Here is a 14217-nt window from a genome sequence, read left to right as displayed (position 1 = left end):
AGGAAAGTGGAAGGAAGGAGGAAAAAAGGAAGGAGAGAGAGGCGCGGGCCGCCGGGTGCCCCGCGCGGCGGCTCAGTTGCCGTGGTACTTCTTGTAGATCGCGGTCAGCTTGCCGTTGGCCGTGTTCCTGGTGATCCAGTCGTTCAGCCAGGCCTTGAGCTCGGGCTCGTTCTTGCGCAGGCCGATGCCCAGCGGCACGGTGGACATGACGAACTTCTGCTCCAAATCCTTGCCGGGCGCCTTGGCCAGCACCGTGTTCACGATGGCCGGCGAGGTCGCGATGATGTCGGCCTGGCCGCTGACCGCCGCGGTCACCAGCGTGGCGTCGTCGTCGAAGCGCACGATCTGCGCGTCCTTCGCGCCCGTGGTCACCACCTTGTCGTTGTTGGAGCCGCGCGTGGTGGCCACGCGCTTGCCCTTGAGGTCCTCGAAGCCCTTGATCTGCATCGCCTTGGGCGCGGCGACCACGGCCAGGATCTGCGCATAGGGCACCGAGAAGTCGATGACCTTCTCGCGCTCAGGCGTCACCGACAGCGAGGCCACGACGATGTCGGCCTTGCCGGTCTGCAGGAAGGGAATGCGGTTGGGGCTGGTGGTCTGCACGATCTCCATCGCCACGCCCAGGTCCTGCGCCAGCAGCTGCGCGGTCTCCACGTCGGAACCCACGGGCTTCATGGCGCCATCGACGAAGCCGTAGGGCGGCGAGCCCGTGTCGAGCGCGATGCGGATCTTCTTCGCGTCGCGGATGTCCTTGAGCAGATCGGCGTGGGCCACGCCGGCGCCGAAGGCCAGCAGGACGGCAACGGCGGCGGCGCTGCGCAACAGTCGGGGGCGTCGGATCATGGGATGTCTCCTTGGTATGGGAATGCGGGGGGCCAGGAAAAAAAGAGGGAAAGGCGAAGGCGCAGCGGCGGCCGGCTCAGAGGCCGTTGCCGATGAAGTCGCGCAGCTCGGTGGTCGCCGGCGCGTCGAGGATGGAGGCGGGCCCGTGCTCCCACACGCGGCCCTTGTGCATGAAGATGACCTCGTCGGCCACCTTGCGGGCGAAGGCCATCTCGTGCGTGACGAGGATCATGGTCATGCCGCCTTCGGCCAGCTTTTCCATCACGCGCAGCACCTCGCCGGTGAGCTGCGGGTCCAGCGCCGAGGTCACTTCGTCGAACAGCATCAGCTGCGGCTGCATGGCCAGCGACCGGGCGATCGCCACGCGCTGCTGCTGCCCGCCGGAGAGCTGCGCGGGGTAGCAGTCGGCCTTTTCCGCCAGCCCCACCTGCGCCAGCACGGCGAGCGCCCGCTCGCGGGCCTGCCCCTTGGCCACCTTCTGGACCAGGCGCGGCGCGAGCATGATGTTTTCGAGCACCGTCAGATGCGGGAACAGGTTGTAGCTCTGGAACACGATGCCCACGTCGCGCCGCAGCTGATGCAGGTCCAGCCCGGCCGCGGTGACCTCGTGCCCGCACACCCGGATGCGGCCCTGGTCCACGGTCTCCAGCCGGTCGATGCAGCGCAGCGCCGTGCTCTTGCCCGAGCCGCTCTGGCCGATGATGGCCACCACCGAGCCCTTCTTCACCGTGAAGGACACGCCCTCCAGCACGCGGGTGGTGCCGAAGCTCTTGCAGATGTTCTCGATCTCAACGATGGGCGACATGGAAGCTCCTCTCAAGGCGGCGGCTCAGCACCGACAGCGGATAACACAGGGCGAAATACAGCGCCGCGACGAGCATGAAGATGCCGAAGGGCTCGAAGGTGGAGTTGTTGATGATCTGGCCGGCGCGCGCCAGCTCGACGAAGCCGATGGACGAGGCCAGCGAGGTGTTCTTCACGATCTGCACCATGAAGCCCACGGTGGGCGGCGTGGCGATCTTCACGGCCTGCGGCAGGATCACGTGCCACACCCGCAGGTGCCAGGGCAGCGCCAGGCACTCGGCGGCCTCGGCCTGCGTGCGCGGCACCGATTCGATGCAGCCGCGCCAGATCTCGCCCAGGTAGGCCGACACGTAGATCGACAGCGCCAGCGCGGCTGCCGTGAGCGGCGGCACGTTCAGGCCCAGCGAAGGCAGGCCGAAATAGGCCAGCGGCAGCAGCACCAGCAGCGGCGTGCCCTGCACCAGCTTGATGTACAGCGACACCGCCAGGCGCGACCAGCCCGGCCCGTAGCAGCGGCCCAGCGCGACGGCGAAGCCCAGCAGGCCGCCACCGGCGAAGGCCAGCAGGGAGAGGCCGACGGTCCACAGCAGGCCGTCGAAAAGAAATGCGAGATGGGAAGCAGTGAGAAAGCCCATGGTGCGTCTTCCTGCCGATCAGAGCGGCGAGCCCATGCGGCGCAGCCGCGGGAAAGCGGCCATGGCCACCAGCCACAGCACGAACCGCATCACCAGCGACAGCGCCAGGTAGGCCGCGGCGACCAGCAGATAGGTCTCCACCGAACGGAAGGTGTCGGACTGGATGCGGTTGGCCACCGCGGTCAGCTCCTCGGCGGAGATCTGCGAGCAGATCGACGAGGCCAGCATCAGCAGCACGTACTGGCTGGTGAGCGCGGGATAGACGCGCTCGACCGCGGGCGGCAGCACCACATGGCGCAGCGTGTGCCAGCGCGAGAGGCCCATGCACTCGGCCGCCTCCAGCTGGCTCTTGGGAATGGACTCGATCCCGGCGCGCACGATCTCGCTGGTGTAGGCGCCCACGTTCACCACCAGCGCCACGATGGCGGCCGTGAAGGCACCCACCTGCAGGCCCATCGACGCCAGGCCGAAATAGACGATGAACACCTGCACCAGCAGGGGCGTGTTGCGGATCGCCTCGATGTACATGCCCGACAGCCGCGCCAGCCAGCGCGAGCGGCCCGTGTTGGCCAGGGCGCAGACCACGCCCAGCAGGAAGCCGAAGACCGTGGAGGTCAGTGACAGGGACAGGGTGGTTCCCGCGCCGGCCAGCAGATCGGGCCAGTAGGCCAGCGGCGCGGAGAAATCGAATGCGTAGTTCATCGGGGGCCGGTTCGGCGCAGGCGTCGCCGCCCAGGCCGTTGTTTATTGGTAAGGCCAATTTATCAATCAAAATGAATTGGCCTTACCGGGTTTACCCCGAACCTAGGGAAATCGCCTGATTTCTCGCATTGCAGACCCCAATCACTCCCTACACTGAGCGCGCCGCCTTTCTGGCCAGACCCGGTTGGCCTGACCAAAACCCACTTCCGTTGCCGCGATGACCGACACCGCCAAGACTTTCGAAACCCGCCGCCTCTACCAGCAGATCGCCGACAAGGTGCGCGCCCTGATCCAGCAAGGCGACTACCGCGAAGGCAGCCGCCTGCCGCCGGAGCGCGACCTGGCCCAGCAGCTGGGCGTGTCGCGCCCCTCGCTGCGCGAAGCGCTGATCGCACTGGAGATCGAGGGCAGCGTGGAGATCCGCATGGGCTCGGGCGTCTATGTGTGCAGCCGCGCGCTGAGGCGCTCCGGCATGCCGGTATCGATGGGCGAAAGTCCGCAGGAACTGATGCAGGCCCGTGGAGTGTTGGAAGGCGGTGTGATCGTGCTGGCATGCGTGCACGCCACACCGGAGGGTCTGGCACGCGTCCAGGCCAGCGTGGAGGCCATGCGTGCAGACATCGCTGCCGGCCGTGACGTGCTGGAGCACGACCGGGAGTTCCACGTGCGCATCGCCGAGATGACCGGCAATTCGGTGCTGGTGAGCCTCGTCGCCGCCCTGTTCGACGAGCGGCGCGGCCCGCTTGCCACCCACATGCGCAAGCGGCTGGAAGGCCAGCCCACATGGCATGAGGCCCTGGCCGAGCACGAGCAGGTCTACCGCTGCCTGGCACTGCGCGACCCGCTGCTGGCCGAATCCGCCATGCGCTCGCACATTCGCGCAGCGGCGGATCGCTGGGTCATCCCGTAGGGACGCTCTTGTCCAATCACCGCGCCGTGTGCATCTGCGGACTCAGGCGTTCTGCGGCGTTGCAAATCCTCGTGATAGCTACGGCGATCACTGGGTTTGCGCCTTGCAGCCCATCCTGATCCGCAGCGCTCATTGGCCGCTCGATTCGTGAAGCGCATCCCCAGCCGCCTGCTGTGCGGCGCGAACGCAGCCACCGCAGCCACCGCCACCGCCGTCTGACTAGGGCGCTGCGAGTCGAGCTTCCGCGACCACGCCGGCAGGGCAAGCCCGCGCGCGTCGCCAGGAGGGCGAAGAGTCCACAGGGTCATTGGTGCAGGCCCACCCACCGTGGCCCGGGTAAACCCCACGCGTTGACCCACACACCAATTTGTATGATGACCTTACTACATGACCAATAAGTGGCGCGAGACCGCCGCACCAGGAGACCTGAATGCCCCCCGTCCAGACTAAACGCACCTTGCTCCGCGCCACGGTAGCCCTCGCTTCCTGCGCCTTGTTCGCACCGCTGGCGCAGGCGCAAGCCCAGGCGGGCTGGCCCGCCCGCCCCATCCGGCTGGTGGTGCCCTTCCCACCCGGTGGCCTGATCGACAACATGGCCCGGCTGGTGGGCGCCAAGCTGGGGCAGGATCTGGGCCAGCCGGTGGTGGTGGACAACAAGCCCGGCGCCGGCGGCAACCTGGGAGCCGCCGAGGCGGCTCGCGCGCCTGCCGATGGCTACACCCTGCTGATGGCCTCGCCGGCACTCACCATCAGCCCCGCGATCTACAAGAACCTGCCGTACCAGCCGTCGCAGCTCGCCCCGGTGGCCCTGCTGGGCCGCGTACCCAACGTACTGCTGGTCAATCCGGCGTCGGGCGTCACCACGGTGTCGGACCTGGTGGCCCGGGCCAAGGCCGCACCCGGGCGCATGAATTACGCCTCCAACGGCAACGGTACCTCGCTGCACCTGAGCGCCGAACTGTTCAAGCGCCAGACCGGTGCGTTCATCACCCACGTTCCCTATCGTGGCTCGGCGGCAGCCGTTACCGCGCTGCTGTCGGGCGAGGTGGACCTGATGTTCGACAACCTGCCTTCTTCCATCGGCCAGATCAAGGCCGGCAAGCTGCGGGCGCTGGCCGTGACCACGCCGCAGCGCAGCGCGGCGCTGCCACAGGTGCCGACGCTGGCGGAATCCGGACTGGAAGGCTTCAACGTCAGCGCCTGGTTCGGCATGGCTGCACCCGCAGGCCTGCCAGCGCCGGTGGTGGCCCGACTCTCCCAGGCCCTGCAGAAGGTCGTGCAGGAGCCAGACACCGTCGCTGCCATCCAGCGCCAGGGCGCAGAGCCCGCCTTCATGGACGCGCCTGCTGCCGCCGCCGCAATGGCCAGCGACGCCGCGCAGTGGAAGCAGGTGGCGGCGTTCGCAAAGATTCAGCTCGACTGACGTCAGCCGCAATGGGGCCTGGCGCTGTTGAGGAGGCGCAGGTCACCCGTACCTTCAAGCGCCGAGCCAGGGGAGCCCTGCACGAATCAAGCGCAAAGGTCTGCGCTTCGGAGCGGGAGCGGCTGCAGTGCGTCCATCGCAGCCATGGCGCTGGTGTGCAATGCTGTATATAGCCCGAGCCCGCAGAGGCACGCGGCGCTGCGACTCTTCAAGAGCATCCCTGGGGCTTGGAGTACAGTCGTCCGGCGGGTTCTGCACTCGCACGCCTTCCCTCCCACACCCCGCGCCGTCTCTCCCTCCATGTCCTCGTCCTTTTCCGCGATCAAACCCACCATCAAGCTGGCCGACCAGGTCGCCAGCGCGCTGGAGGCGGAGATCCGGGAGGGACGCATCCAGGCCGCAGAGAAGCTCCCGACCGAGGCCGCGCTGGCCCAGCAGTTCCAGGTCAGCCGCACGGTCGTGCGCGAAGCCATCTCGCGCCTGAAGTCGCGCGGCCTGGTCGATTCGCGCCAGGGCAGCGGCGTGTACGTGCAGGCACCGGGCATCGAGCCGCTGCAGTTCGCGCTGCCGCATGCAGCCTCGCGCGAAGCGGTGATGCAGATCGTCGAAGTGCGCCGCGCGCTCGAATCCGAGGTGGCGGAACTGGCCGCACAGCGCCGCAGCGCCGATGACCTGACCGCCATCCGGCAGGCCATGCAAGCCATCCACGATGCGGTGGCCGCGGGCCGTGATGGCGTGGAGGAAGACGTGCTGTTCCACCGTGCCATCGCCCGCGCGGCAGGCAACCCGTTTCTCATCAACACGCTGGACTACCTGGCCCAGTTCCTCCAGGGCGCCACGCGCGTGACCCGGGCCAACGAGGCACGCCGCAGCGACCTATCCCAAGCCGTCACCCGGGAGCACGAACGCATCGTGCAGGCCATCGAGGCCGGTGATCCCGCAGCCGCCCGCAACGCCGCCACCGCGCACATGCACAACGCCCTGGACCGCATCGCGCAGGCCGACCCCAGCTTCTGGACCCAGTCCGGCGACAGGCTGGCCGAGCCGCTGGTGGCAGCCGTTCCGCCCGGCTTGAAGTAGACACGCCGACAAGCCGGCGCAACAGGGGCCCGGATCGTTCCGGCGTCCAAACGGCCACCCTTTTCCCGGGATGGCAGACCGCCAGCGGCCGCCCGGCAACCTCCGCCCGCCCGTCTCTCCTGCCACGGGTTTACCCGAGGCAACACATCAACTTAAATTTGTATGATGACCTGACAATACCAACAATCAAGGCCGTGGTACATGCGCGCATGCTGCACGGCCGCCTTCTGGAGATATCCCCGTCGTGTCCACCATCGCACTTCTCGGCATCGGCGCCGGCAGCATCGCGCTGCTGCTTCTGCTCATCATCCGCTGGCAGGTACACGCCTTCGTGGCCATGATGCTGGTCAGCTTCCTGGTGGCCTTCGCCACCGGCATGCCCATCGGCGACATCATCAGCACGCTGATCGCGGGCATGGGCGGAACGCTGGGCTCGGTGGCCATCCTGGTGGCACTGGGCTCCATGCTGGGGCGCATGATCGAGGTGTCCGGCGGCGCAGCCAGCCTGGCCAACCGCTTCACCCAGCTGCTGGGGCCCACGCGCGTTCCCATGGCGCTCACGGCGGCGGCGCTGGTGCTGGCCATTCCGGTGTTCTTCGACGTGGGCTTCATCATCCTGGTGCCCATCGTCTATGGCTTTTGCAAGGCAGCGGGCGTGAACCCGGTCAAGTTCGGACTGCCCGTGGCGGGCATCATGCTGGCTGCGCACGTGGTGGTGCCTCCGCACCCTGGCATCGTGGGTGGCGCGGCCATCGTCAAGGCAGACATCGGCTGGATCACCCTCATCGGCTTGGCCATCTGCATTCCGCTGGCGGCGCTGTCGCAGTACGTCGCGGGTTGGCTCAACCGCAAGGGCTATCCCATGCTGCCCGCCACGGCCGAGCAGTTCGCCGCCTTCGGCACCACGGCGGCGGACGGGGCTGCGGTCTCCGGCTCCAGCCGGCGCACCCCCGGCGTGGGCACCATCATGGCGTTGATCCTGGTCCCGCTGGCGCTCATCATGGCGGGCACCACGGGCGCCACGCTGCTGCCCAAGGGCGACGGTCTGCGCGCGGTGCTGGGCTTCATCGGCTCACCCATCTTCGCGCTGATGGTGGCCGTGGGGCTGGCGATGTTCCTGCTGGGCCGCAGCCAGGGCTGGAACCGCGAGCGCACCAACGCCATCATGGAATCGGCGCTGCCGCCCGCCGCCACCGTGATCCTGGTGACGGGCGCAGGCGGCGTGTTCGCCAAGGTGCTCACGGCCAGCGGCATCGGCGCCGCGCTGTCGCAAAGCCTCACCGCCACCAGCCTGCCCCTGATCCTGCTGGCCTTCGTGATCTCGCTGGCGCTGCGCGCGGCGCAGGGCTCGGCCACGGTGGCCATCATCACCACCTGCGGCCTGCTGGCCGACGCCATGGCCGGTGGCGGGTATTCGCCGCTGCAGGTGGCCTTGCTCACCGTGGCCATCGGCTTCGGCAGCCTGGGCCTGTCGCACGTCAACGACTCCGGCTTCTGGATCGTGACGCGCTACCTGGGCCTGAGCGTGGGCGACGGCCTGCGCACCTGGACGGTGCTGACCACCGTGCTGGGCCTGGCAGGCTTCGCGCTCACCGCGCTGATCTGGGCCCTGGTGGCCTGAACGCCCCTTCTTCCAACGCTTCTCTCTTTTCGAGGACTGACACCATGAACCTTCCCACCGTGGGCATCATCGGCCTGGGCGCCATGGGCGCCGGCATCGCCAAGACCTTGCGCGGCAACGGCTTCGCCATCCATGTCTGCGACGTGCGCCCCGGCGTGGCCGAGGCCTTCATAGCCGAAGGCGGCACGGCGCACGCCACGGCGGCGTCCCTGGCTGCGGCGAGCGACGTGGTGGTGTCGGTGGTGGTCAACGCCGCGCAGACCGAGAGCGTGCTGTTCGGCGAGGGCGGTGCCGCAGCCGCCATGCGCCCGGGCAGCACCTTCGTGATGTGCTCCACGGTGGACCCGAACTGGTCCGTGGCGCTGGAGGAGCGCCTGAACGCGCTGGACCTGCACTACGTGGATGCCCCCATCTCCGGCGGCGCGGCCAAGGCCGCATCGGGCCAGATGACGATGATGACCTCGGCCCGGCCCGAAGCCTATGCCGCGGCCGGCGCCGTGCTGGACGGCATGGCCGGCAAGGTCTACCGCCTGGGCGACCGGGCCGGCGCGGGCAGCAAGGTCAAGATCATCAACCAGCTGCTGGCGGGCGTGCATATCGCCGTGGCTGCCGAAGCCATGGCCCTGGGCCTGCGCGAAGGCGTGGACGCGGCGGCGCTGTACGAGGTCATCACCCACAGCGCAGGCAACAGCTGGATGTTCGAGAACCGCATGGCCCACGTGCTGGCGGGCGACTACACACCGCTGTCGGCCGTGGACATCTTCGTGAAGGACCTGGGCCTGGTGCTGGACACCGCGCGCGCCAGCAAATTCCCGCTGCCGCTGGCCGCCACCGCGCACCAGATGTTCATGCAGGCCTCGACCGCCGGCTTCGCCAAGGAGGACGACAGCGCCGTGATCAAGATCTTCCCGGGCATCACGCTGCCCGCCGGCCAGGAGCCGCAGGCATGACGCGCGCGCTGCTCGGCTGCATCGCCGACGACTTCACCGGCGCCACCGACCTCGCCAACAACCTGGTGCGCGCCGGCATGCGCGTGGTGCAGGTCATGGGCGTGCCCACGGCGCCCCTCGACACCGAGGCCGATGCCGTGGTGGTGGCACTCAAATCTCGCACCATCCCGAAGGACGAGGCCATCGCCCAGTCGCTGGCCGCGCTGCGGTGGCTCCAGGCGCAGGGCACACAGCAGATCTACTTCAAGTACTGCTCCACCTTCGACAGCACGTCCGAAGGCAACATCGGCCCGGTCACCGACGCGCTGATGAAGGCGCTGGGCACCGACTTCACCATTGCCACGCCCGCCTTCCCAGACAACCAGCGCACCGTGTTCAAGGGCTACCTGTTCGTGGGCGACGTGCTGCTGAACGAGAGCGGCATGCAGAACCACCCGCTCACGCCCATGGCGGACCCCAACCTGGTGCGCGTGCTGCAGGCGCAGACGGAAAGCCGCGTGGGCCTGATCGACCACGCCGTGGTCGCGCAGGGCGAGGCCGCCATCCGCGCACGCATCGGCCAGCTCAAGGCCGAGGGCGTGCGCATGGCCGTGGTCGATGCGGTCTCCAACGCCGACCTGCTGCGCCTGGGCCCGGCCTTGAAGGGCATGCCCCTGGTCACCGCCGGCTCGGGCGTGGCCATCGGCCTGCCGGGCAACTTCGGCATCGCGCCGGGCGACGAAGCCGCGCGCCTGCCCGCGCCGCAAGGGCTGCAGGCCGTCGTCTCGGGCAGCTGCTCGGTGGCGACCAACCGGCAGGTCATGGAATTCATCCAGTCCGGCCGGCCGGCCCTGGCCATCGACCCGCTGCGCATCGCCGCCGGGGTGGACGTGGCGGCCGAGGCCCTGGCCTGGGCCGACGCCCACCTGGCCGCCGGCCCGGTGCTGGTGTATTCGACGGCAGAGCCCTCGGCCGTGCGCGCGGTGCAGGGCCAGCTGGGTGCGGGCCAGGCCGGCGCGATGGTGGAAGAAACCATCGCCGCCATCGCGCGCGGCCTGGTGCAGCGCGGCGTGCGCCAGCTCATCGTGGCGGGCGGCGAAACCTCGGGCGCCTGCGTGCAGGCCCTGGGCATCGCGCAGATGCGCATCGGCGCGCAGATCGACCCCGGCGTGCCTTGGTGCCACGCTCTGGCGGCCGACGCGCCCGAAGGCCTGCACATCACGCTGAAATCGGGCAACTTCGGCAGCGCCGACTTCTTCACCAAGGCCTTCGCCACACTGCAGCCATGAGCCTGCCCACCCCCGACTTCCTGGATGAAGACACCGCCCGCGCCGAGATCTGCCGGGTCGGCCAGAGCCTCTTCGCGCGCGGCTACGTGCACGCCACCGCCGGCAACATCAGCGTGCGGCTGGCCGATGGCTACCTCATCACGCCCACCGACGCCTGCCTGGGCACGCTGCAGCCCGAACGGCTGGCGCGCCTGGATGCCGAAGGCCGGCAGCTGTCGGGCGACCGCGCCAGCAAGACCATCGCGCTGCACCGCCACATCTACGCCGCCACGGCCGAGGCCGGCGAGCCGGCGCGCTGCGTGATCCACACGCACAGCACGCAGCTGGTGGCCTGCTCGCTGGCGGCCGACAGCGCGGCCGGCGGGCGGCTGGTGGACGACGCGGAACTGCTGCCGCCCATCACGCCCTACTTCGTGATGAAGGTGGGCCGGGTGCCGCACATCGCCTACCACCGCCCGGGCGACCCGGCGGCGGCCGAGGCCGTGGCCCGCGCCATCGCGCGGCATGCCGCGCAGGGCCGGCACCTCAAGGCCGTGATGCTCGCGCGCCTGGGGCCCAACGTGTGGCACGGCAGCCCGGCCGAAGCCATGGCCGTGCTGGAGGAGCTGGAGGAAACCGCCCGCCTGCACCGCCTGCTACCCGATGCAGCGCCGCTGACCGAAGCGCAGATCGAAGAGCTGCGCCAGACCTTCGGCGCCAGTTGGTAGCTGCGCCGCACCGCTTGCTGCCATGACCTCCGCTCCCATCACGTCCCCCCACCCGGCGCCGCAGCGCGGCGAATGGGTGGTGCATGACTTCCGCTTCCATACCGGCCAGGTTCTGCCCGCGCTGAAGCTGGCCTACACCACGCTCGGCGACCCGGCTGGCGAGCCGGTGCTGGTGCTGCACGGAACCAACGGCTCGGCCGACTCCCTGCTCGGGCCCGGCTTCGCCGGCGAGCTGTTCGGCCCAGGCCAGCCGCTGGATGCGCGCAAGCACTTCATCGTGCTGCCCGACGCCATCGGCACCGGCCGGTCCAGCAAGCCGTCGGACGGCCTGCGCACCGACTTCCCGGCCTATGACTATGGCGACATGGTGGCAGCGCAACACCGGCTGCTGGCAGAGCACCTGGGCATCCGCCACCTGCGCGCCGTCCTGGGCTATTCGATGGGCGGCATGCACACTTGGCTCTGGGCGCAGCGCCATCCCGGCTTCATGGACATCGCCGTGCCCATGGCCGCGCTGCCCGCGCCCATGGCGGGCCGCAACTGGATGCTGCGGCGCCTGGTGACCGACTCCATCCGCAACGACCCGGACTGGCGAGGCGGCCACTACACGCAGCAGCCGCGCAGCCTGCAGTTCGCCTCGGTGTTCTACGGCATCGCCACCAACGGCGGGCACCTGGGTCTGCACCAGCTCGCGCCCACGCGCGCGGCCGCCGACGCACTGCTGGAGCAGCGCCTGAAGGCGGCCTTCGCGGGCGACGCCAACGACCACCTCTACCAGTGGGAGGCTTCGCACAGCTACGATCCGGCCGCCGGGCTGGAGCGCATCACCGCGCGCGTGCTGGCCATCAACTCGGCCGACGACGAGCGCAACCCGCCCGAACTCGGCCTGCTGGAAGCCGCCATCGCGCGCATCCCGCACGCCCGGCACCACATGATCCCGACGGCGGCCGACACCACCGGCCACGCCACCGCCCTGCAGGCGCGTTTCTACCGCGACCAGCTGGCCGAACTGCTGGCCACCGCGCCGCGCCTCTGAACCGTCATTTCCAAGGACACAGCCCATGCCCCGCTTCGCCGCCAACCTGTCCATGCTCTACAACGACCTGGACTTCCTCGACCGCTTCGCCGCCGCCGCCCGCGACGGCTTCGAGGCGGTCGAATATTTGTTCCCCTACGCCTGGCCTGCACCGGAACTGGCCCAGCGCCTGCGCACGCTGGGCCTGCAGCAGGTGCTGTTCAACGCCCCGCCCGGCGACTGGGACGCGGGCGAGCGCGGCATCGCCTGCCTGCCGGGGCGCGAGGCCGAATTCCGCGCCGGCATCGCCCAGGCCATCGAATACGCGCAGGCCCTGCAGTGCCCGCGCATCCACGTGATGGCCGGCCTGGTGCCGCAGGGCGCCGACGCTGCCGTCATGCGCGCCACCTACATCGCCAACCTGCGCCATGCCGCCGCGCAGGCCGCGCCGCACGGCATCCACATCCTGCTGGAGCCCATCAACGGCCGCGACATGCCGGGCTTTTTCCTGAGCCGTCAGGACCAGGCCCATGCGCTCATCGCCGAGATCGGCGCGCCCAACGTGCAGGTGCAGATGGACCTCTACCACTGCCAGATCGTCGAAGGCGACCTGGCGGCGAAGATCAGCCAGTACCTGCCCACCGGCCGCGTCGGCCACCTGCAGATCGCGGGCGTGCCCGAGCGGCACGAGCCCGATGTGGGCGAGGTGAACTACCCCTATCTGTTCCGGCTGCTCGACACGCTGGGCTATGACGGCTGGATCGGCTGCGAATACCGCCCCGCGCGCGGCACGGCGCCGCACGCCACCAGCGACGGGCTGGGCTGGCTCAAGCCGTACCTGCCTGCGGCCTGAGCCGAAAAGCTATCGAAAAGATAGCTATCAGCGCTTGATCCGCAAGCGCTGCAGGCCGATAAGGCCTTGAAAACCGACCGACTCAATAGCGGTTGGAGAAGTTGGCGCTGATGCGCTGGCGCAGGTATTCGGCCCCGGTGATCGGCGGGTGCTTCTTCGCCGGGCCTTCGATCACCGCGTCTTCATTGGCCTGCGCGAAGAAGGCCAGGCTGTAGCGCGCGCCCTGGTATTCGTGCGGCAGCGGGTTGCGCACGCGGTGGAAGTTGCTGGGCAGCTGGTCATCGCTCCAGCGCATCAGCATGTCGCCGATGTTGCAGGTGATGACGCCCTCGATCGGGTCCACCGGCGTCCAGGCGCGGCCTTCCATCTCCTTGCCCGGCAGCACCTGCAGCCCGCCCTGGCCGGCGCGCTGGAAGAGCAGCGTGAGGCAGTCGAAGTCGGTATGCGCGCCAGCGCGCCACAGGCCCAGTTCGTCCTTCAGCGCGGGATCGACAGCGAAGTAGTGCAGCATGCGCAGCGTGCTCTGGTAGGCGGGCACCGAGGGGTCGTGGGCGCGGGTGAAGAAGTCGGGCGCGAAGCCCAGCTTCCAGGCGAAGCACGAGAGCAGCTGCATCGCCACCTGCCAGCACTGCGCCTCGAAGCGCAGCGTGGCTTCCTGGAAGCCCGGCAGCTCTTCTTCGGTCGGCCAGAGGCCCGCCATGCGCGGACGCGTGACCTGGTAGGACTCCTTCTGGTCCGGCGTGCGGGTGGAGGGGCGGATCTGCGCCTTGTGCTCCCAGCCCGCATTGCGCGCCAGCGGCCACTGCGCCTTGGTCTCGGCAGGCAGCGCGAAGAAGCGCTCGGCCCGCGCGAAGGCGGCGCGGATGTCCTCCAGCGGAATGCCGTGGCCCGAGACCTGGAAGAAGCCGATCTCCACCGACGCGCTCCAGAGCGCCTCGGCGATCTCTTCCTTGCGCGCGTCGAAGTCGGAGATGTCGATGCAACGCACCTCGCGGGCGTTGGTTTCCTCGCCCAGGCCGCCCATGCGGGCTTCCTTTTCCAGCTCGGCGATCACGCCCTGGGCGTTGGCGGGTTCATAGACGGGGGTGGGGGTGGCAGCGGCAGGAGAAAGCGTGGGGGCGGTCATGGGCGCGATCCTCGGTTCGGGTGGTGGTGAGGCACAAGAACCCATGGCGCTGCGGCAGGGCCGGCAATGCAGGCAGGGCGCACGCGGCGCCACGGGCTCTTGAAGGAACGAGGCACCGGCCGGGTGCGGCCCGAACCCACGATGGGGCGCGGCACGCGCATCCGGCTGGCACCGGCTTCAAGAGCAATGACCCGCCGGCCCCGCAGGCTTGCAAGCAAGCCCGTGGCGGCCGAACTGAACGCTTCTACTCTCGCGCTACCGGCAAGCAATTCACAGGCCA

General features: G+C 69.2%; 14 protein-coding genes. 9 read left to right on the top strand and 5 right to left on the bottom strand.

What is annotated here, in order from left to right; genetic code table 11:
* Positions 1-72: 72 nt before the first annotated feature.
* The 4 genes from BM070_RS12125 to BM070_RS12110 all read right to left on the bottom strand — a co-directional run bounded on the left by BM070_RS12125 (position 73) and on the right by BM070_RS12110 (position 2984).
* The gene (locus tag BM070_RS12125) at positions 73-843 is read right to left on the bottom strand and encodes a transporter substrate-binding domain-containing protein (RefSeq protein WP_092939673.1); all 771 of its coding nucleotides are present in this window, start codon (positions 841-843) and stop codon (positions 73-75) included.
* A 76-nt stretch (positions 844-919) separates the two neighbouring features.
* Positions 920-1648 (bottom strand): amino acid ABC transporter ATP-binding protein, encoded by a 729-nt coding sequence (locus tag BM070_RS12120; RefSeq protein WP_092939672.1) that lies wholly within the window; start codon positions 1646-1648, stop codon positions 920-922.
* The gene (locus tag BM070_RS12115) at positions 1632-2282 is read right to left on the bottom strand and encodes an amino acid ABC transporter permease (protein WP_092939671.1); all 651 of its coding nucleotides are present in this window, start codon (positions 2280-2282) and stop codon (positions 1632-1634) included. The genes BM070_RS12120 and BM070_RS12115 overlap by 17 nt, the downstream gene beginning before the upstream one ends.
* 18 nt (positions 2283-2300) lie before the next feature.
* Positions 2301-2984: an amino acid ABC transporter permease gene (locus tag BM070_RS12110; protein WP_092939670.1), complete on the bottom strand. Its 684-nt coding sequence runs from the start codon at positions 2982-2984 to the stop codon at positions 2301-2303.
* 217 nt (positions 2985-3201) lie between these two features.
* On the opposite strand from BM070_RS12110, the gene BM070_RS12105 reads away from it, so the two are divergent.
* The 9 genes from BM070_RS12105 to otnI all read left to right on the top strand — a co-directional run bounded on the left by BM070_RS12105 (position 3202) and on the right by otnI (position 12811).
* Complete coding sequence (locus BM070_RS12105) at positions 3202-3894, top strand: FadR/GntR family transcriptional regulator (RefSeq protein ID WP_092939669.1); 693 nt, start codon at positions 3202-3204, stop codon at positions 3892-3894.
* A gap of 430 nt (positions 3895-4324) precedes the next feature.
* Positions 4325-5317 (top strand): tripartite tricarboxylate transporter substrate binding protein, encoded by a 993-nt coding sequence (locus BM070_RS12100; RefSeq protein WP_092939668.1) that lies wholly within the window; start codon positions 4325-4327, stop codon positions 5315-5317.
* 300 nt (positions 5318-5617) lie between these two features.
* On the top strand, positions 5618-6397 hold the full coding sequence (locus BM070_RS12095) for a FadR/GntR family transcriptional regulator (RefSeq protein WP_092939667.1): 780 nt from the start codon (positions 5618-5620) through the stop codon (positions 6395-6397).
* Positions 6398-6641: 244 nt separating this feature from the next.
* Entirely contained in the window at positions 6642-8018 is a 1377-nt protein-coding gene (locus BM070_RS12090) for a GntP family transporter (RefSeq protein WP_092939666.1), read from the top strand.
* A gap of 44 nt (positions 8019-8062) precedes the next feature.
* The gene (gene ltnD, locus BM070_RS12085) at positions 8063-8968 is read left to right on the top strand and encodes an L-threonate dehydrogenase (RefSeq protein WP_092939665.1); all 906 of its coding nucleotides are present in this window, start codon (positions 8063-8065) and stop codon (positions 8966-8968) included.
* Entirely contained in the window at positions 8965-10236 is a 1272-nt protein-coding gene (otnK, locus tag BM070_RS12080; protein ID WP_092939664.1) for a 3-oxo-tetronate kinase, read from the top strand. The genes ltnD and otnK overlap by 4 nt, the downstream gene beginning before the upstream one ends.
* Positions 10233-10943, top strand: coding sequence for a class II aldolase/adducin family protein (locus tag BM070_RS12075; RefSeq protein WP_245785198.1), 711 nt, complete (start codon positions 10233-10235; stop codon positions 10941-10943). Before otnK ends, BM070_RS12075 begins: the two co-directional genes overlap by 4 nt.
* A 22-nt stretch (positions 10944-10965) precedes the next feature.
* Positions 10966-11979 carry an alpha/beta fold hydrolase gene (locus BM070_RS12070; RefSeq protein WP_092939663.1) on the top strand — a complete coding sequence of 338 codons (1014 nt, stop codon included), beginning with the start codon at positions 10966-10968 and terminating at the stop codon, positions 11977-11979.
* Between the two features lie 25 nt (positions 11980-12004).
* A complete protein-coding gene (gene otnI, locus BM070_RS12065; RefSeq protein WP_092939662.1) occupies positions 12005-12811 on the top strand; it encodes a 2-oxo-tetronate isomerase in 807 nt (268 codons plus the stop codon).
* An 82-nt stretch (positions 12812-12893) separates the two neighbouring features.
* Here the strand turns inward: otnI and BM070_RS12060 are convergent, their stop codons facing one another.
* The gene (locus tag BM070_RS12060) at positions 12894-13835 is read right to left on the bottom strand and encodes an isopenicillin N synthase family dioxygenase (RefSeq protein WP_245785205.1); all 942 of its coding nucleotides are present in this window, start codon (positions 13833-13835) and stop codon (positions 12894-12896) included.
* Between the last annotated feature and the right edge of the window lie 382 nt (positions 13836-14217).

The organism is Paracidovorax wautersii (genome assembly GCF_900113035.1).
Taxonomy (GTDB): Bacteria; Pseudomonadota; Gammaproteobacteria; order Burkholderiales; family Burkholderiaceae_C; genus Paracidovorax; species Paracidovorax wautersii.
Note: the sequence above shows the minus strand (reverse complement) of the source record. Positions and strands in the feature narration are given on the sequence as shown.